The organism is Actinosynnema sp. NPDC049800 (assembly GCF_040656635.1).
Taxonomy (GTDB): Bacteria; Actinomycetota; Actinomycetes; order Mycobacteriales; family Pseudonocardiaceae; genus Actinosynnema.
This window is the reverse complement of record NZ_JBFAMT010000006.1, coordinates 191,295-210,362: the sequence shown is the minus strand read 5'-3', so window position 1 is coordinate 210,362 and position 19,068 is coordinate 191,295. Positions and strand designations below refer to the sequence as shown.

Sequence of the window (19,068 nt, the reverse complement as noted above, 5' to 3'; positions counted from 1 at the left end):
GTGACGATGGCCGGGGCGCACCCGGAGCACGGACGAGGACTCGGTCATGGGCTTGTCAGCAGTGCCGACCACGGACGGCCCGCCGACGACCGGTCGGCGGGCGCTGATGCTCGGCCTGGCGACGGTCGGGTTCGCGCTCAACTTCTGGGCGTGGGCGCTGCTGAGCCCGCTGGGGCCCCGGTTCCAGGCCGACCTGGGGCTGAGCGCGTTCCAGCAGGCGTTGCTGGTCGCGGTCCCGGTGGTGGTGGGATCGGTCGGGCGGATACCGGTGGGCGCGCTCACCGACCGGTTCGGCGGCCGGGTGATGTTCCCGCTGGTCTCGGCGGTGACGATCGTGCCGGTGCTGTTCCTCGGGCTGGTCGGGCACACATCGTTGGCCGCGCTGCTCGTCGGCGGGTTCTTCCTGGGTGTGGGCGGCACGGCGTTCGCGGTCGGCGTGCCGTTCGTCAACCTCTGGTTCCCGCCCGAGCGGCGTGGCCTGGCGATCGGGATCTTCGGCGCGGGCATGGGCGGCACCGCGATCAGCGCCCTGACCACGGTCAAGCTGGTCGAGCGGTGGGGCGTGGCGACACCGTTCGTGGTCACGGCGGTCGTGCTGGCGGTCTACGCGGTCGTCGCGGCCGTGCTGCTGCGCGACGCGCCGGGGCGGACGGCGCCGACCGGGTCGGTGGCCGGCCGGATGGCGGCCACCGCGCGGCTGCCCGTCACGTGGCAGGCGTCCGCGCTGTACGCGGTGGCGTTCGGCGGGTTCGTCGCGTTCTCGGTGTACCTGCCCGCCTACCTCGGCGCCGCCTACGGCCTGACGCAGGCGGACGCGGCCAACCGGATGGCCGGGTTCGTGCTGCTCGCGGTCGTGATGCGTCCGGTGGGCGGATGGCTGTCGGACCGGTCGGACCCGGTGCGGGTGCTCGTCGCCTGCCTGGCCGTGGTGACCGCGGGCGCGGTGGTGCAGGCGTTCACGCCCGCGCTGGCACCGCTGGGCACGATCGCGTTCCTGGCCATGGCCGCCGCGCTCGGCGCGGGCAGCGGCGCGGTGTTCGCGCTGGTCGCGCTGCTCGCACCGGCGGACAAGGTCGGCTCGGTCACCGGCGTGGTCGGCGCGGCCGGCGGGCTCGGCGGGTTCGTGCCGCCGCTGGTGATGGGCGCCCTCTACGGCGCGCTGTCCTCGTACGCGCTCGGGCTGGCCGCGCTCGCCGTCGTCGCCTTGGCCTCGCTGCTGTTCACCGCGACCGCCGTGCGCCGGGCCGTGCGCGCGGTCGCCCCGGGCGCAGGGGTGACGGCATGAGCACCGGGACCGGACCGCCTCCCGCGAGCGCCGGGCTGGACGGCGGGCTGGCCGAGGCCCTCGTGCGCACCCGCCGGTTCTTCACCCGCGCCGACATCTCGCCGGACCTGCGCACGTTGCACGAGATCGGCGGGCGGCAGGCGGACGAGTTCTACCGGGACCGGTGGAGCCACGACAAGGTGGTGCGTTCCACCCATGGGGTGAACTGCACGGGCTCGTGCTCGTGGAAGGTCTACGTCAAGGACGGGATCATCACCTGGGAGGCGCAGCAGACCGACTACCCGTCGGTCGGCCCGAACCGCCCGGAGTACGAGCCGCGCGGCTGCCCGCGCGGCGCCGCGTTCTCCTGGTACACCTACTCGCCGACCCGCGTGCGGTACCCGTACGTGCGGGGCGTGCTGCTGGAGCTGTACCGGGAGGCCAAGGCGCGCACCGGCGATCCCGTGCTGGCGTGGGCCGACGTCGTGGAGGACCCCGAGCGGGCACGGCGGTACAAGGCGGCACGGGGCCGGGGCGGCCTGGTGCGCGCGTCGTGGGACGAGGCGGCCGAGCTGGTCGCCGCCGCGCACGTGCACACGATCAAGGCCCACGGGCCGGACCGCGTCGCGGGCTTCTCGCCGATCCCCGCCATGTCGATGGTGTCGCACGCGTCGGGCGCGCGGTTCGTGTCGCTGCTCGGCGGCGCGATGCTGTCGTTCTACGACTGGTACGCGGACCTGCCGGTGGCCTCGCCGCAGGTGTTCGGCGACCAGACCGACGTCCCTGAATCGGGTGACTGGTGGGACGCCGGCTACCTGATCATGTGGGGCTCCAACCTGCCGGTGACCCGCACGCCGGACGCGCACTGGATGGCCGAGGCCCGCTACCGGGGGCAGAAGGTCGTCGCGGTCTCGCCGGACTACGCCGACAACGTGAAGTTCGCCGACGAGTGGCTGGCGGCCCAGCCCGGCACGGACGGCGCGCTGGCCATGGCGATGGGCCACGTGGTCCTGCGCGAGTTCTTCGTCGAGCGCCAGGCGCCGTACTTCACCGAGTACGTCAAGCGCTACACCGACCTGCCGTTCCTCGTCCGGCTCGACGAGCACGGCGCCGTGCACCGGCCCGGGAAGTTCCTCACCGCCGCCGACCTGCCCGACCAGGCCGGCCAGGAGAACGCGGCGTTCAAGACCGTGCTGCTCGACTCCGCCACCGGCGCCCCCGTCGTGCCCGCGGGCTCGCTCGGGTTCCGCTTCGGCGAGCAGGGCGCGGGCCGGTGGAACCTCGACCTGGGTGACGTCGACCCGCTGCTGACGGTCGGGGGCGCCGACTCCGCGGTGGTGGAGCTGCCGCGCTTCGACGCCCCGGACGGCTCGACGTCCGCGTTGCGGCGCGGGGTGCCGGTGCGCCGGGTCGGCGGGCACCTGGTCACCACGGTGTTCGACCTGCTGCTGGCGCAGTACGGCGTGCACCGCGACGGCCTCCCGGGCGTCTGGCCCAGCGGCTACGAGGACGCCGAGCAGCCGTGCACGCCCGCGTGGCAGGAGACGATCACGGGTGTGCCCGCGCGGGCCGCCGCCCGGATCGCCCGCGAGTTCGCCGCCAACGCCGAGGAGACCCGCGGCCGGTCGATGATCATCATGGGCGCGGGGACCAACCACTGGTTCCACTCGGACACGATCTACCGCGCGTTCCTGGCCCTGACCACGCTCACCGGCTGCCAGGGCGTCAACGGCGGCGGCTGGGCGCACTACGTCGGGCAGGAGAAGTGCCGCCCGGTCACCGGTTGGTCGCAGCTGGCGTTCGGCCTGGACTGGTCGCGCCCGCCGCGCCAGATGATCCAGACCGCGTACTGGTACCTGCACACCGACCAGTTCCGCTACGACCGGTTCGGCGCGGACACCCTCGCGTCCGCCACCGCGGGCGGACAACTGGCGGGCAAGACCACCGCGGACGTGATCGCCCAGTCCGCCCGGATGGGCTGGATGCCGTCCTACCCGACGTTCGACCGCAACCCCCTCGACCTCGCCGACGACGCACGGCGCGCCGGGCTGCCGGTGGGTGAGCACGTCGTCGCGGAGCTCAAGGCGGGCCGGCTGCGCTTCGCCTGTGAAGACCCCGACTCGCCGCGGAACTTCCCGCGCGTGCTGAGCATCTGGCGGGCCAACCTGCTCGGCTCGTCCGGCAAGGGCAACGAGTACTTCCTCAAGCACCTGCTGGGCGCCGACCACTCGCTGCGCGCGCCGGAGACCCCGCCGGAGCACCGGCCGAAGGACGTCCTCTGGCACGACGAGGCGCCGGTCGGCAAGCTGGACCTGTTGCTGTCGCTGGACTTCCGGATGACCAGCACCACCCTGTTCTCCGACGTCGTGCTGCCCGCCGCGACCTGGTACGAGAAGCACGACCTCAACACCACCGACATGCACCCGTTCGTGCACTCGTTCAACCCGGCGATCGCGCCGCCGTGGCAGACCCGCACGGACTGGGCCGCGTTCCTGGCCATCGCGCAGGTCTTCAGCAAGCTGGCGGAGAAGCACCTGGGCGTGCGCGAGGACGTCGTGGCCACCCCGCTGCTGCACGACACCCCCGACGAGCTCGCCACCCCGCACGGCGTGGTGCGCGACTGGAAGGCCGGCGAGTGCGAGCCGGTCCCCGGCGTCACCATGCCGAGGCTCGCGGTGGTGGAGCGCGACTACACCGCGATCGGGGCCAAGATGGGCGCGCTCGGCCCGCTGGCCGAGTCGCTCGGCGCCACCACCAAGGGCGTCACCTACCGGGTCGAACGGGAGGTGGAGCACCTGCGGCGCCAGAACGGCGCGATCCGAGGCGGCCCCGCCGACGGCCGACCGTCGCTGGTGCGCGACGTGCACGCGTGCGAGGCGATCCTCGCCCTGTCCGGCACCACGAACGGCCACCTCGCCACCCAGGGCTTCCGCACGCTCGAACACCGCACCGGGACGCCGCTGGCCGACCTCGCCGCCGAGCACGAGGGCAAGCGGATCACCTTCGCCGACACGCAGTCCGCGCCGGTGCCGGTGATCACCTCGCCCGAGTGGTCGGGGTCGGAGACCGGCGGACGCCGCTACTCGCCGTTCACGATCAACGTCGAACGGCTCAAGCCCTGGCACACGCTCACCGGCCGCCAGCACTTCTACCTCGACCACGACTGGATGGCCGAGCTGGGCGAGCAGCTGCCGGTGTTCCGGCCGCCGTTGGACATGCACGCGCTGTTCGGCGAACCCCGCGTCGGCGACCAGGGCGAGCTGGGCATCACCGTGCGCTACCTGACGCCGCACTCCAAGTGGTCCATCCACTCCGAGTACCAGGACAACCTGTTCATGCTCAGCCTGTCGCGCGGCGGGCAGACCATCTGGATGTCCAAAGAGGACGCGGCGAAGATCGGCGTGGCCGACAACGACTGGATCGAGGCGGTCAACCGCAACGGCGTGGTGGTCGCGCGGGCGGTCGTGTCGCACCGGATGCCCGAGGGCACGGTCTACATGCACCACGCCCAGGACCGGCTGATCGACGTGCCGCGCGCGGAGACCTCCGGCAAGCGCGGCGGCATCCACAACTCGTTGACCAGGTTGCTGGTCAAACCCTCGCACCTGATCGGCGGCTACGCCCAGCTGTCGTTCGCGTTCAACTACCTCGGCCCCACGGGCAACCAGCGCGACGAGGTGACCGTGATCCGCCGTCGCGGCCAGGAGGTGCGGTACTGATGCGCGTGATGGCCCAGTTGGCGATGGTGATGAACCTGGACAAGTGCATCGGCTGCCACACCTGCTCGGTCACCTGCAAGCAGGCCTGGACCAACCGCTCCGGCGTCGAGTACGTCTGGTTCAACAACGTCGAGACCCGTCCAGGGCAGGGCTACCCGCGCCGCTACGAGGACCAGGAGCGCTGGCGCGGCGGCTGGGCGCTCACCAGGCGCGGCCGGCTCAAGCTCAAGGGCGGCGGCCGGCTGCGCAAGCTGCTCACCATCTTCAGCAACCCCAAGATGCCCGGCCTCGACGACTACTACGAGCCCTGGACCTACGACTACGACACGCTGACCAGCGCGCCGCTGCAGGAGCACACCCCGGTCGCCCGGCCGCGGTCGTTGATCAGCGGCGAGCCCACGAAGATCACCTGGTCGGCGAACTGGGACGACGACCTCGGCGGCTCGCCCGACCACGGTGACCAGGACCCGCTGCTCAAGGGCATCGCCGACAAGGTGAAGTTCGAGTTCGAGCGGACGTTCATGTTCTACCTGCCGCGCATCTGCGAGCACTGCCTCAACCCCTCGTGCGCCGCGTCGTGCCCGTCCGGCGCGATCTACAAGCGCACCGAGGACGGCATCGTGCTCGTCGACCAGGACCGCTGCCGGGGTTGGCGGATGTGCGTGTCCGGCTGCCCGTACAAGAAGGTCTACTTCAACCACCGCACCGGCAAGGCCGAGAAGTGCACGTTCTGCTTCCCCCGGGTCGAGGTCGGCATACCCACCGTCTGCGCGGAGACCTGCGTGGGACGCCTGCGTTACATCGGGCTGGTGCTCTACGACGCCGACAAGGTGCTCGAAGCGGCCTCGACGCCCGACGACAAGGACCTGTACGAGGCGCAACGACGGGTGTTCCTCGACCCGAACGACCCCGTCGTGGTCCGCGAGGCCGAGCGCGCGGGCATCCAGCGCGACTGGATCGAGGCGGCCCAGCGGTCGCCGGTCCACGCGCTGATCACCACGTTCAAGGTCGCGCTGCCGCTGCACCCGGAGTACCGCACCCTGCCGATGGTCTGGTACATCCCGCCGCTCTCGCCCGTGGTCGACGTCGTGCGCGACACCGGCCACGACGCCGAGGACCACGGCAACCTCTTCGCCGCCGTCGAGGCGCTGCGCATCCCGGTCGAGTACCTGGCCCGGCTGTTCACCGCGGGCGACGTCGAGCCGGTGGACGCCGTGCTGCGCAGGCTCGCCGCGATGCGCAGCTACATGCGCGACATCAACCTCGGCCGCGAACCGCAGGAGGCCATCGCGGCGAAGGTCGGCATGACCGGCGAGCAGGTCTACGACCTGTACCGGCTGCTCGCCCTCGCGAAGTACGACGAGCGCTACGTCATCCCGCCCGCGCACGCCGAGCAGGCGCACGGGCTGGAGGAACTGGCCACCGAGTGCAGCCTGGACTACGAGGGCGGGCCGGGCATGGGCGGCTCCGGCCCGTTCGGCGAGGGCTCCGGCGGCACGTCGCCGATCGCGGTGGAGAACTTCCGGATGCTGCGCGACCGGCAGACGTCCGACACCCTCGCCGCGCCGGTCGACAAGGGCAACCGGGTCAACCTGCTCAACTGGGACGGCAAGGGCCGCCCCGAAGGGCTGTTCCCGCCGACCGACCGGCCGGGTGGGGGTGGTCGGGCCGGCGGGGGAGGTCGGCCCGACCGTGGTGAGCCGCCCGGCGGGGGAGACCCGGCCGGCGAGGTCGAGCCGAAGCCGTGACGCCCACCGACGCGCAGCGCGCCACCGCGTGGCAGGTCCAGTCGTTGTCGCTGGGCTACCCCGACGAGCCGTCGTTCGCCCGGCTGCCGTTGCTGCGCGCCGCGACCCGGACCCTGCCCGCGCCGCTCGCGGCGCCGCTGGACGCGTTCCTGGACCACGTGGCGGCCACGCCGCCGATCGAGCTGGCCGCCGACTACGTGGCGACGTTCGACCACCGCAAGCGGTTCAGCCCCTACCTGACCTACTTCGCGTACGGCGACACGCGCAAGCGCGGCATGGCGCTGCTGCGGTTCAAGCACGCCTACCGCGCCGCCGGGCTCGAACTCGACGACGGCGAGCTGCCCGACCACCTGGCCGTGGTGCTGGAGTTCGCCGCCACCGGCGACCCGGCGACCGGGCTGCGGCTGCTGTGCGAGCACCGGGCCGGGCTGGAGCTCATCCGCCTCGGCCTGCGCGAGGCCGGCTCGCCGTGGGCGCACGTCCTGGAGTCGGTGTCGGCGACCCTGCCCCCGCTGGGACGGCACGAGCACGACGCGATCGCCCGGCTGATCGCCGAGGGACCTCCCGAGGAGGAGGTCGGCCTGGCCCCGTTCGGCCCACCCGAGCACCTGCCGCGAGGAGGGTCGCGATGACCGGGCCGAGCACGCTCGACATCATGCTGTGGGTCGTCGTGCCGTACGTGTCGATCGCGGTGTTCGTCGTGGGCCACTTCTGGCGCTACCGCTACGACAAGTTCGGCTGGACCACCCGCTCCTCCCAGCTCTACGAGAGCCGGTTGCTGCGGCTGGGCAGCCCGCTGTTCCACTTCGGCATCCTGGTCGTCGTGCTCGGCCACGTCGGCGGCGTGCTCGTGCCGAAGTCGTGGACCGAGGCGGTCGGGATCGGCGACACCGCCTACCACGTGGTCGCGGTCGTGCTCGGCGTGCTCGCCGGCGCCTGCACGCTGGTGGGCGCGGCGATCCTGGTCTACCGGCGCCGGACCGTCGGCCCGGTGTTCTCCGCGACCACCCGCAACGACAAGGTGATGTACGTGCTGCTGGTCGGCGCCATCGTGCTGGGTCTCGGCACGACGGTGCTGGGCAACCTCACCGACCACCCGCACGACTACCGCGAGTCGGTGTCGCCGTGGTTCCGGTCGATCTTCTACCTGCGGCCGAAGCCGGAGCTGATGGCCGCCGCGCCGCTGGGGTTCCAGCTGCACGCGCTGGTGGCGTGGGCGCTGTTCGCGTTCTGGCCGTTCAGCCGCCTGGTGCACGTGTTCTCGATGCCGTTGGGCTACCTCACCCGCCCCTACATCGTCTACCGCAGCCGTGACGAGCGGCCGGGCAACCGACCCGCCCGGCGCGGCTGGTAGCGCGGGTCGGCGGTCACAGCCGGGCGGCGCCGAGCTTCCAGTAGCCGCTGAACATCACCGAGCGGCGGTCGACGCCGCGTTCCTTCACCAAGTGGCGGCGGACGGTGGTGGCCAGGGTCGACTCACCGCACACCCAGGCGTAGTCCGGTGCGGGGGAGGGCAGGTCGGCCACGGCGCGGAGCAGGTGCGAGCCGGGGGCGTCGGCGCCGCGGTAGAGCCAGGTGACGGGTGCGTCGACGGCCACCCGGTAGCCCTCGTCGGGCACCTCGGCGAAGATCCGCGCGTCCGCGGGCACGCCCGACTCCAGGATCGCGCACAGGGCGGGCAGCGCGGTCTCGTCGGCGGCCAGCAGGACCGCGCCGCCCGACGGCGGGCGGTAGCCGGAGTTGCCCGCGCGGAAGCCGACGGACCGGCCCACCTCGGCGCTGGTCGCCCAGCGGGTGCCCGGCCCGGCGTCGCCGTGCAGGACGAAGTCCACGTCGACCTCGTTCCGCTCGGGGCGGTGGGCCCGGATCGTGTACCACCGCAGGTCCGGCCGGTCCTCGGCGGGCAGGGCGCGGATCGCGGTGCGGACGTTGACGCGGTCCGCGCTCGGCATGGTCAACGGCCGGTCGGCCGGCGGCATCAGCAGGCCGAAGCACTCGTCCGGGCCGGTCACGCGGTACTCGGCGAACTCCGGCGCCCGGAACGTCACCCGGCGCAGGTGCGGCGTGACGTCGGCGACCGCGGCGACCGTCATGGCGAACTGGTCGAACACCTCGCGCTGGTTGGGCGTCGCCGCGACCAGGCCGACGGCCTTGGTGAGCACCTTGAGCTGCAACTGCTCCAACGTCGAATACCGAGGCATGCAGGTTAGGCTAACCTAAACAAGCGCTCAGGCGAAGACCACGACGCTGCGCAGCACGTCACCCGCCCGCATCGCGGCGAACGCCTGCTCCACCTCGGCCACGCCGATGCGCTCGGTGACGAAGTGGTCCAGGGGCAGGCGGCCTTGGAGGTGCAGGTCGACCAGCGGCGCGAAGTCGCGCGACGGGAGGCAGTCGCCGTACCAGCTCGTGCGGTAGGTGCCGTTGCGCAGGAACGTGTCCAGCAGCGGCAGCTCCAGTCGCATCCCGGAGTCGGGGCGGGCCACCAGCACGAACGTGCCGCCGAGCGCCCTCGCGTAGAACGCCTGCCGCCACGTCTCGGGCGTGCCGGCGGCGTCGATCACCACGTCCGCGCCGAGGTCGTCGGTCAGGGCGCGGATGGCGGCCACCACGTCCGGGGTCTGCCGGGCGTCGACCACGTCCGTCGCGCCCAGCACGCGGGCGTGGCACAGCTTCCGCTCGTCGATGTCCACCGCGACGATCGTGGTGGCGCCGGCCAGCTTGGCGCCCGCGACGGCCGCGCAGCCGACACCGCCCACGCCGATCACGGCGACCGTGTCGCCGGTGGTGACGCCGCCCGTGTTCATCGCCGCGCCCAGGCCCGACATGACGCCGCAGCCCAGGAGGGCGGCGACGGCCGGGTCCGCCTTGGGCGAGACCGGGGTGCACTGGCCCGCGTGCACCAGCGTCAGGTCGGTGAACGCGCCGATGCCCAACGCCGGGTGCAGCGGCGTGCCGTCGGTCAGGGTCATCCTGGTCGACGCGGTGTGGTCGTCCACGCAGGCCTCGGCCCGGCCGCGGCGGCACGCGCGGCAGCGACCGCAGACCGCGCGCCAGTTCAGCACCACGAAGTCGCCGGGCGCCACGCCGTCCACGCCGGGGCCGACCTGCTCGACGATGCCGGACGCCTCGTGGCCGAGCAGGTACGGGTAGGCGTCGCCGATCACGCCGTCGCGGTAGTGCAGGTCGGTGTGGCAGACACCGGAGGCCAGGACGCGGACCGTCACCTCGCCCGGTCCGGGGTCGGGGACGACGATGTCGTGGATGCCGACCGGTTCGCCCTTGCCCGTGGCGACGACTGCCTTGACGATCCTCGACATCTCCCGAGCCTCCCCGTCGACCGGCCTCGTACGGCGACAGGATAGGTGAGGCGAATGCCTGCGAGCGGCCCAGCGGGAATGCTGCCGGTCGTCCGCATCGGGATTTCCTATGGGCGCGCGCCGCATACCCCGTCGAATGTCCTCCGGGATTGAGCTGTTCGGCTCAACCGGCGATAGCTGAAGCGGTGTTTTCGCAGGACAACGCGCATGGCAGCATGAACGGGCCCGGCGGGCGGCTACCGCGGGCGGATCTGGAGAACAATGAGCACCGTGCCGAAAGTCGCGTCCGGCATCACCGCTTTCGCGGTGTTCGCGACCACCGTCAGCTTCGTCATCTCCATGGCGGGCTCGTCGATGAAGTCCACCGTCCAGGTGCTGTTCCTGCCGATCGCGGACGACTTCGACGTCAGCCGCGGCACGCTCGCGGTCGGCACGACGCTGTTCGCCGTGGTGACGGCGCTCGCGTCGTCTGCAGTGGGCCACCTCGCCGACCGGATCGGCGCGGTGCCGGTGCTGGCGATCGGCGCGGGCATCACCGGTGTGGTGCTCGTGGTCTGCGCGCTGGCGACGGACATCTGGGTCTTCGTGCCGACCTACGGCATCCTCGGCGCGGTCGGCTGCACGATGCTGTCGTTCGTGCCGCTCGGCGTGCTGGCCGACCAGCTGTTCCAGGGCCGCAACGCCGGGTTCCTGTACGCGGTGCTGACCAACGGCGCGGCGGTCGGGTTCATGGTGCTGGTGCCGCTGTGGACGTTCCTGGGCACGGTCACGTCGTGGCAGCAGATCCTGCTGGGCGTCGGCGTGGTGTTCCTGGTCGTGATGCTGCCGCTGTCGCTGCTGCTGGTGCGCTACTCGAACCGCAACGCCGCGCCGTCCGCGCCCGCCGAGCACGGCTTCTGGGCCGGCATCCGGATGGCGTTGGCGGACAAGCGGGTGCGCGGCCTCATCCTGCCGTTCTTCGCCTGCGGCACGACGATGGCGTTCATCGACGTCCACCTGTTCCCGCACATGCACGACCACGGCGTCGCGCCGGTGACCAGCTCGCTGGCGTTCGTGCTGCTGGGCGGGCTGGAGATCGCCGGTTCGCTGGTGGCGGGCCGGTTGTGCGACAAGGGGTTGATCCGGGCCACGCTGATCGGCGGGTACGCGCTGCGCGCCGCGTCGATGATGATCGCGCCGTTCTTCGCCGCCGAGTTCACCGTGCTGGTGTTCGGCGCGCTGTTCGGCGCCAGCTACCTCGTCACGGTCGTCGCCACCACGATGTGGATCGCGAAGATCCTGCCGCGCGGGCGCAAGGGCACCGCGATCGGCGTGCTGTGGGCGCTGCACATGGTCGCCGTGGCGGTCGGCAGCCAGCTCGGCGCGGTCCTGGCCGACGCCGCGGGCAGCTACCTGCCGGTGATCCTGGCCAGCGTCGCGCTCACCCTCGGCGCCGTCGTCCTGGTGGCGCTGCAACCCGACCCGGACGCCGTCGACGCCGACGCGCCCGTCGCGGCCTGACCACGCGGTGAAGCCCCCGTCCTCGATCCGGGACGGGGGCTGCCGCACGGGGTCAGGCCCGGCGCGTGATGTCCATGTACCAGTTGGTCTCCCACGTCCGCCCGCCGTCGGCCGACATGGCCTGCTCCCACCGCGCCGAGTCGCCGGTGACGCGGTGCCAGAGGAAGCGGATGCGGACGGGGACGCCGTCCTGCACCTCGTCGCCGTGGAAGGTGCCGACGCCGTCGGCGAAGGAGCCGAACAGCGGCGGGAAGAACACGCCCGAGTCGCTGCTCGCCCAGTTCAGCGACCAGCGACCGGTGGCGGGGTCGAACAGCCGCACGGTCAGGCCGGACGTCCCGTCGGGGAACGTGATCTCGTCCACGTTCCCCGCGCCGCCGAAGATCGGGCGCACGTCCGAGGAGGAGGCGAACTCCTCCCAGTCGTCGCTGCCCACCAGCCGCCGCCGCAGCCTGCGGTTGTGGATCGACCAGCGGCCGATGAGGAAGTCGAAGTCACCCACCGTCCGGCCCTCCCGCCCGGTTGCGGATGGCCGCGTACACGGCGACCGCGGCGCCCAGCTCCACCGCCGCCAGCACGGGCCACGCGCCGTGGCCCAGCTGGAGGAACAGGAACCCGCCGACGATCGGGCCCGCGGCGGCGCCGAGGCCGTAGACGAACTGGAAGCTGCCGATGTAGCGGCCCTTGAGGTGCGCGGGGCCGGCCATGCCGGGGTAGGCGAACAGCATGGGGCCGCCGATGATCTCACCCAGCGTCCACACCAGCGTGCCCGCCACGATCACCGCCGGGCCCAGCGGCAGCGCGTACAGCGCGAAGCCGACGCCGATCACCACGAACGCGACCGCGACGACCAGGTTGGCCCGCATGTGCTGCGTCTTCTTGGTCACCACCAGTTCGAGCAGGATGACCGCGCCGCCGTTCACCGCGACCGCGAGCGTGTACCAGAAGATCGGCACCCCGGACGCCTGCACGTCCAGCGGCAACGTCGACAGGTACTGCACGTAGACCACCGCGTGGAAGAACGTCGCCACCAGGTACACCAGGAAGCGCCGGTCGCGCAGCACGTCGACGTAGCTGCCCGCGGGCGCGGGCTCCTCGCCCGCCGCCTGCCTCGCCCCGGTCCTGGCGGGCAGCACGCGGTAGGCGACCAGCGCGTACGCCGCCGCGACCGCGGCCTCGCCCCAGAACAGCAGGCCGTAGTCGTCACCGCCGAGCTGGTAGAGGCCGAAGCCGATCAGCGGCGCGGCGGTGGTGCCCAGGTTCAGGCCGAACCGGTACATGGCGAACACCATGACCTGCCGGTCGTCGGGCGTGAGCTCGGAGAGCAGGGTGGCCGACGCGGGCCGGTAGACCTGGGAGACCGCGCCGAGCACGGCCACCGCGCCGACGAGCAGCGCGTAGTCCGGCAGATAGAGCAGCGCGGCGGTGAGCACCGCCGCGCCACCCATGCTGAGCACGGTGGAGTTGCGCGCGCCGAGCCGGTCGGCCAGCGCGCCGCCGACCAGGACGCCGATGACGTTGCCGACGCCGTAGACGCCCAACGCCGTCGCCGCCTGGCCGGCCGAGAAGCCCCGTGCGGTCAGGAACAGCACCAGGAAGATGTTGAGGAAACCACCGACCTTGTTCACGAACACGCCGGCCAGCACGGCCTTCACGGCCGCGGGCGATTCGACGAACGTCCGCCAGATGCCCTGGTCGGTGTTCTTCGCGGTCGTCATCAGGCGCTCGTCACGTCCAGCGCGGCTTCGGCCGCGTCGAGCCGGGCGGCGACCTCGTCGCGCGAGGCGCCGGTGGCGATGGCGAACGCGATGCGGCCCCAGACCGTGCCCTTGGGCGGCGGTGAGACGACCGCCCCCGGCTGCGCGACCGTGACGACGCGGTCGATGCCCTCGGGCAGCTTGGCGGAGTCGAACGCCAGCGAGCCGAGCGTGGTGTCCTCCTCCGCGACGTAGAAGAACCGGATGCCCGCCACGCGGTCGTGCGCGTGCTCGACGTCCACCGCGCCGCCGGTGGCCGCGCCCGCCGCGACCAGACCCGGGTCGACGCCCGTGGCGAGCAGGCCGAGGTAGGGGATCATGTCTCCGCCGAGGCGGCCGTTGACCTCGATGACCTTGGGACCTTCGGCGGTCAGCATGTACTCGGCGTGCGTGATGCCGTCGGTGAAGCCCAGCGCCTTGTGCGTCCGCTGGGCCACGTCGAGCAGCACGTCGTCGGTCAGCAGCGGGTCGGAGGCGTCCACGAAGTGGCCGACCTCCTCGGCGTACGGGTGGTAGCCGACGACCTTGCGGCCGACGAACAGCGGCGTGACGACACCGTCGCGCACCACCGAGTCGACGCTGATCTCCTCGCCCGACACGAACTCCTCGACCAGGATCGGCTGGTCGGTGTCGAACACCACCGGCTCCGGCCCGCGCGCCGCCTCGGTGAACGCGAAGTTCGCGCGCACCTCGTCCTCGTCGTGGACCTTGATCACGCCCAGGCTCGCGCCGAGGCCGCGCGGCTTGAGGATCGCCGGGTACCCGACCTCGGCCGCCGCCGCCACCGCCTCGTCCACGGTCTTGACCGGGATCGACCGGGGCTGCGGCACGCCCGACGCCTTCAGCGCCGCGCGCGTGCCGCCCTTGTCGCGCAGGCGCCAGATCACGTCCGGGTCGCCGTTGCGCAGCCCTAAGGCGCGCGCGACGAACGCGGTGGCGTGGATGCGCACCTCGTCCCAGCACAGCACACCGGAGAACGGCGTCCCGGCGTGGATCTCCGCCGCTGCCGCCGCCATGGCCGGCCCGTCGGTGGTGGAGGGCAGCACGGTCCAGCCGGACACGTACTCCTTCTCCCAGTCGGGTTCGGCGGTCAGGAACAGGTGCACCCGGTACTCCGCGCTGATCGAGCGCAGCAGGTACTCGCGGTACAACCGCATGCCGGTCGCGACCACGAGCAGGAGGGGCCGCTGGTCGGTCTTGCTCATCTGTGCTCCTGTCGGTGGGAACCCCCGCCTTCAGGCGGGGAAGGAATCGATGCCCCGGTCACGACGGGCGTCGAGGGCTTTACCTATTCAGGTGGTAGTATGTGAGGCGTGAGGCGGTCGGTGGTGAAGCGGGCGTACCGGTACCGCTTCGCGCCCACCCCTGCTCAGGAGACGGAGCTGCGTCGGACGTTCGGGTGTGTCCGCCTGGTCTACAACCGGGCGTTGGAGGCCCGGAACTCCGCCTGGTACACCGAACAGCGGCGCGTGAACTACGCGCAGACCTCCGCGCTGCTCACGGAGTGGAAGCAGACCGACGAGCTGGCGTTCCTCAACGAGGTCTCCTCGGTCCCGTTGCAGCAGGGCCTGCGGCACCTCCAGTCTGCGTTCGCCGCGTTCTTTGACAAGCGGTCCCGCTACCCGCGGTTCAAGTCCCGCAAGCGCGGCCGAGCGTCCGCCGAGTACACGAAGTCCGCATTCCGGTGGCGCGACGGCCGGCTCACGCTGGCGAAGATGGCAGAGCCGTTGGCCATCGTGTGGTCGCGGCCCCTGCCGGAGGGAGCGGAGCCGTCCACGGTGACGGTGTCGCTGGACCCGTCCGGCCGCTGGCACGTGTCGATCCTGGTGGAGACCACGATCGAGCACCTGCCGCCCGCGCGGGAGTGGGTCGGAATCGACGCCGGGCTCACGAGCCTGTTGACCCTCTCGACCGGGGAGAAGATCGCCAACCCCCGGCACGAGCGCCGTGACCGGGACCGCCTGGCCCGCGCCCAGCGGGTGCTGGCGCGCAAGGAGAAGGGCAGCAACAACCAGGCCAAGGCCCGGCTGCGGGTCGCACGGGTCCACGCCCGCATCGGCGACCGCCGTCGGGACCTGCTGCACAAGCTGTCGACCCGACTCGTCCGCGAGAACCAAGTGGTCGTGATCGAGGATCTGGCCGTCCGCAACATGGTCCGCAACCGGAAGCTGGCCCGCGCCATCTCCGACGCGGCCTGGACCACGTTCCGGGAGATGCTGGAGTACAAGGCGGAGTGGTACGGCCGCGAGCTGGTCGTGGTCGACCGCTGGTTCCCCAGCACGAAGACCTGCTCGCACTGCGGGCACCTCCTGGACCGGTTGACGCTGAACGTCCGGGCCTGGACCTGCCCCGGCTGTGGCACCACGCACGACCGCGACGTCAACGCGTCGCGCAACATCCTGGCCGCCGGACGGGCGGCCACTGCCTGTGGAGCCGGAGTCAGACCGACCCGACGCTAGTCGACGAGGCATCCGGCGCAACCTCCCCTCGGGGAACGGAAACAGGAACCGTCGGGCGTGAGCCCGACGGGGAAACCCCTCCCTTCAGGGAGGGGAGGACGTCAACGGGGCTCCACTTTCGATAGGACGTGCACACCGCCGAACGCCTTCTCGCGCCGGCGTTCCTCGTCGGTCACGGCGATCCGCCGTGCCGCGTACCGCAACGTCGGCGGCGCCATCAGCGACGTCACGACCGACACCAGCACCACGACCGTGTAAGCCTCGGTCGACAGCACCTCCAGCCGCAGGCCGACCAGCGCCACGATCACGCCGATGACACCGCGCGCGTTGAGCCCCGCGCCGAGCGCGAGACCTTCCCAGTGGCCGAGCCCGGCCAGCCGCGCGCCCGCGTAGGCGCCGGTGAACTTGCCGACCACGGCCAGCAGCAGCACGGCCAGCGCCGTGCCGAGCACGGCGGGGTGGCGCAGGGCCGTGAGATCCATCCGCAGCCCCGCCGTCGCGAAGAACAGCGGCGCCAGGACGCCCATCACGAACGTGCGCAGCACCGCCAGCGGCTCACGGGCGACACCGCCGACCGACGAGATGACCAGGCCGCACACGAACGCCCCCAGCACCGGCTCCAAGTCCAAGGCGTGCGTGCCGGCGGCGGACGCTATCACCAGCAGCACGACCACGGCCACGGTCACCCCCGGGTCGCCGGAGCGCTCGGCGAGCCGCAGCGAGCCGCGCGCCACCGGCCGCACCACCGCCAGGGCCAGCACGAGCACCAGCGCCAGCGCGCCCAGCGACCACGCCACGTGCCCGGCGGTCAGCCCGGAGGCGGCCATCCCGGACACCACGGCCAGCAGCGACCAGCCGACCACGTCGTCCACGGCGGCGGCCGTGACGGTGAGCTGCCCGATGTCGCGGTGCAGCAGGTTCATCTCCAGCAGCACCTTGGCGATCACCGGGATGGCGCTCACGCACACCGCCACCCCGAGGAACAGCGCGAAGACCGGCCGGTCCGCCGCCGGGCCGAGCATGGCGGCGGGCAGCAGGAACCCGGCGCCGACGCCGAGCCCCAGCGGTATGAGCAGGCCGCCCGCGCCGACCCAGGTGGCGGCCCGGCGCTGTCGGCGCGCCAGGCCGAGGTCGAGGTGCATGCCGGTGAACCCCACCAGCAGCAGCACGCCGAACTGGCCGACGGCGTCGAGCAGGTGCAGCTGGGCCGGCACGTCGAACACCGGGGCGAACGCGCCCAGCAGCGACGGCCCGAGTACGACGCCGGAGGCCAGTTCGCCGACGACGGCGGGCATGCCGAACCGGACGGCGAGCCGCCCGAGCAAGATCGCCGCGCCCAGCAGCACGGCGACCTGGAGCAGGAACATGAGCAGCGGATGCGCGCCGAGCGTGCTCGGCGGCGCGGCGGACAGGACCACGGGCGGGACCCCCTGTTGAGCGGTGGAGAAGAGGCACGGGGCCCGGTGCGGACCCCGTGCCTCGGGGATCAGTCGCGGTAGTACCAGTTCTCCGGGTTGATCATCCCGTACGGGTTGATCGGCCCGAAGCCGCCGAGGGTGTTGGCGACCTCGAACAGCCGGATGGGGAAGTTCGGCGTGAAGATCACCGGCACCTCGTTGGCGATGTAGTCCTGGTACTCGTAGAGCACGTCCAGGTCGTCGCTGGTGACGGTGCGCTCGATCAGCGCGTCGGCCTTCGGGTCGGTGTAGAAGCCGAAGTTGCCGCCCGCCTTGGTGGAGAACAGGATCTCGCCGGTCGGGTGGTGGTAGGCCCAGCCGCCGTTCCAGCAGCACATCTCCCACGTGCACGGCGTCGTGGCGGTCGGCTCGCACGGCGCGTCCTCGGCCACGAGGATCGACCCGTACACCTCCTCGAGCCGCAGCTCGATGCCCGCCTCGGCGGCGGCGTCGCGGAAGTTCTCCATCACCCGGGTCAGGGCCGGGCGGCCCTCCACGTAGCGCAGCAGGATCGACAGCTTCGTGCCCGCGGGGATCCCCGCGCCCGCCTCGCCCGGACCCGTGCCCGGCCGCACGCACACCGCGGGCGTGACGCTGGTGTCCCAGCCGTTCGCCTCCAGCAGCGCCTTGGCCTTCCCGGGGGAGAACGGCAGCGGCCACGCGCCCTCGCGCTGGCGCGGCGAGACGTAGTCGGTCTTCGGGTACATCGGCACCGGGCCGTTCTGCCGGTACGCGTAGCCCTGGTAGATGTCGCGCACCGCGGTGTCCTGGTCCAGGCAGGTCTGCAACGCCTGGCGCAGGTAGGTCTGGGCGAACATCTTGCCGACCACGGTGGGGTTGTTGAAGTTCAGCGAGATGTACCGGATGCAGAACGCCGACTGCGGGAACATCGTGTACTCGGTCAACGGGTTCGGCCCGCCGACCACCGGGTCGACCGCGGGCTCCGTGGCGAAGCTCAGCGGCAGGTAGCCGACCTGGATGCCGTTCTCGGCGTCCGGGCCCGCCTTCAGCATCTCGTACTGCTCCTCGTCGGAGAACGTGGGCACCTGGCGGAACTCGTCCAGGTAGGGCTTGTTCGGCCCCGAGTAGTGCTCGTTGGGCACGAACGTGACCACGCCCTCCAGCGTGTAGCTCTTGAGCCGCCACGGGCCGCTCACGATGCTCCAGATGGGGCTGTCGGCCCACTTGGTGCGGTGGGCGTTGCCCTCGTCGACGATGTTGCCCTGCTGCGCCATCAGGTACTCGTAGACCGCCTCGACGTCGGCGAGGTCGCCGGAGGCGTTCGCCGGGCCCGCCTCGGTGCGGTCCCACGCCTTGGGCAGCGGCGTGATCGTGCTGAGCTGGTTGTAGAGCACCCAGTGCTTGGAGTAGGCCTTGTCGAAGGTGAAGAACACCTCGTCGTCGGCGACCTTGCCGTAGTCGGTCAGGTTGTCCGGGAAGTAGCCCGGCACGTACTCGCCGTACCGGGAGCCCTTGACCTTCATCAGGTTCACCCAGAACAGCACGTTCTCGGCGGACAGCGTCTCGCCGTTGGACCACTTCCACGGCTTGACCTTGACCCGCACGGTCAGGCCGTCCTCGCTCCACACCGGCTCCTCGCCGATGCTCTGCGCGTAGTCCACGTTCGGGGTGCCGTCGCTGCCGAAGTAGTACAGCGTCCGGTACATCAGCGCCTGGAACTCCAGGATGTTGCGGGTGCCCATGCGCTCGGCCGGCGTGAACGGGAAGATCACGGCGGGCGGGAAGCCCGGCGCGCACGCCCACGTCACGACGCCGCCCTTGCGCGGCGTGCCCTCCGGGCGGGCGGTGATGGTGCTCGCGGAAGTCATGGCTGCTCGTCGGCC

At 71.9% G+C, this 19,068-nt stretch carries 14 protein-coding genes; 7 read left to right on the top strand and 7 right to left on the bottom strand.

The window, feature by feature from the left end; translation table 11 throughout:
* Positions 1–46 precede the first annotated feature (46 nt).
* The 5 genes from AB0I91_RS10905 to narI are packed head-to-tail and all read left to right on the top strand — an operon-like array spanning position 47 to position 8,085.
* Positions 47–1,285 carry an MFS transporter gene (locus AB0I91_RS10905; protein WP_498772860.1) on the top strand — a complete coding sequence of 413 codons (1,239 nt, stop codon included), beginning with the start codon at positions 47–49 and terminating at the stop codon, positions 1,283–1,285.
* On the top strand, positions 1,282–4,983 hold the full coding sequence (locus tag AB0I91_RS10900) for a nitrate reductase subunit alpha (protein WP_499636498.1): 3,702 nt from the start codon (positions 1,282–1,284) through the stop codon (positions 4,981–4,983). Before AB0I91_RS10905 ends, AB0I91_RS10900 begins: the two co-directional genes overlap by 4 nt.
* Complete coding sequence (gene narH, locus AB0I91_RS10895) at positions 4,983–6,731, top strand: nitrate reductase subunit beta (RefSeq protein WP_498772864.1); 1,749 nt, start codon at positions 4,983–4,985, stop codon at positions 6,729–6,731. The genes AB0I91_RS10900 and narH overlap by 1 nt, the downstream gene beginning before the upstream one ends.
* On the top strand, positions 6,728–7,363 hold the full coding sequence (narJ, locus tag AB0I91_RS10890; RefSeq protein WP_499636496.1) for a nitrate reductase molybdenum cofactor assembly chaperone: 636 nt from the start codon (positions 6,728–6,730) through the stop codon (positions 7,361–7,363). The genes narH and narJ overlap by 4 nt, the downstream gene beginning before the upstream one ends.
* Positions 7,360–8,085 carry a respiratory nitrate reductase subunit gamma gene (gene narI, locus AB0I91_RS10885; RefSeq protein WP_498772868.1) on the top strand — a complete coding sequence of 242 codons (726 nt, stop codon included), beginning with the start codon at positions 7,360–7,362 and terminating at the stop codon, positions 8,083–8,085. Before narJ ends, narI begins: the two co-directional genes overlap by 4 nt.
* Positions 8,086–8,098: 13 nt before the next feature.
* On the opposite strand, the gene AB0I91_RS10880 is transcribed toward narI, so the two are convergent.
* A complete protein-coding gene (locus tag AB0I91_RS10880) occupies positions 8,099–8,932 on the bottom strand; it encodes a siderophore-interacting protein (protein WP_499616130.1) in 834 nt (277 codons plus the stop codon).
* Between the two features lie 27 nt (positions 8,933–8,959).
* Complete coding sequence (locus AB0I91_RS10875; protein ID WP_499616133.1) at positions 8,960–10,051, bottom strand: S-(hydroxymethyl)mycothiol dehydrogenase; 1,092 nt, start codon at positions 10,049–10,051, stop codon at positions 8,960–8,962.
* A 270-nt stretch (positions 10,052–10,321) separates the two neighbouring features.
* Between AB0I91_RS10875 and AB0I91_RS10870 the strand changes: the two genes are divergently transcribed.
* Positions 10,322–11,551, top strand: a complete 1,230-nt coding sequence (locus tag AB0I91_RS10870; protein ID WP_498772874.1) for an MFS transporter — start codon at positions 10,322–10,324, stop codon at positions 11,549–11,551.
* A gap of 52 nt (positions 11,552–11,603) precedes the next feature.
* Here AB0I91_RS10870 and AB0I91_RS10865 read toward each other — a convergent pair whose 3' ends face one another.
* Genes AB0I91_RS10865 through AB0I91_RS10855 form a run of 3 tightly spaced genes read right to left on the bottom strand, consistent with a single transcriptional unit; the run spans position 11,604 to position 14,513 of the window.
* A complete protein-coding gene (locus AB0I91_RS10865) occupies positions 11,604–12,053 on the bottom strand; it encodes a hypothetical protein (RefSeq protein ID WP_499616139.1) in 450 nt (149 codons plus the stop codon).
* Entirely contained in the window at positions 12,046–13,269 is a 1,224-nt protein-coding gene (locus AB0I91_RS10860; RefSeq protein WP_499616142.1) for an MFS transporter, read from the bottom strand. Before AB0I91_RS10860 ends, AB0I91_RS10865 begins: the two co-directional genes overlap by 8 nt.
* Entirely contained in the window at positions 13,269–14,513 is a 1,245-nt protein-coding gene (locus AB0I91_RS10855; RefSeq protein WP_498772882.1) for an ATP-grasp domain-containing protein, read from the bottom strand. The genes AB0I91_RS10860 and AB0I91_RS10855 overlap by 1 nt, the downstream gene beginning before the upstream one ends.
* Positions 14,514–14,621: 108 nt before the next feature.
* Between AB0I91_RS10855 and AB0I91_RS10850 the strand changes: the two genes are divergently transcribed.
* Positions 14,622–15,767 carry an RNA-guided endonuclease InsQ/TnpB family protein gene (locus tag AB0I91_RS10850; protein ID WP_499636494.1) on the top strand — a complete coding sequence of 382 codons (1,146 nt, stop codon included), beginning with the start codon at positions 14,622–14,624 and terminating at the stop codon, positions 15,765–15,767.
* Positions 15,768–15,868: 101 nt separating this feature from the next.
* Here the strand turns inward: AB0I91_RS10850 and AB0I91_RS10845 are convergent, their stop codons facing one another.
* Together AB0I91_RS10845 and AB0I91_RS10840 are read right to left on the bottom strand one after the other, a co-directional pair.
* The gene (locus AB0I91_RS10845; RefSeq protein ID WP_499636492.1) at positions 15,869–17,185 is read right to left on the bottom strand and encodes a cation:proton antiporter; all 1,317 of its coding nucleotides are present in this window, start codon (positions 17,183–17,185) and stop codon (positions 15,869–15,871) included.
* A gap of 68 nt (positions 17,186–17,253) precedes the next feature.
* Positions 17,254–19,053, bottom strand: coding sequence for an ABC transporter substrate-binding protein (locus AB0I91_RS10840; RefSeq protein WP_498772888.1), 1,800 nt, complete (start codon positions 19,051–19,053; stop codon positions 17,254–17,256).
* Positions 19,054–19,068: the final 15 nt, after the last annotated feature.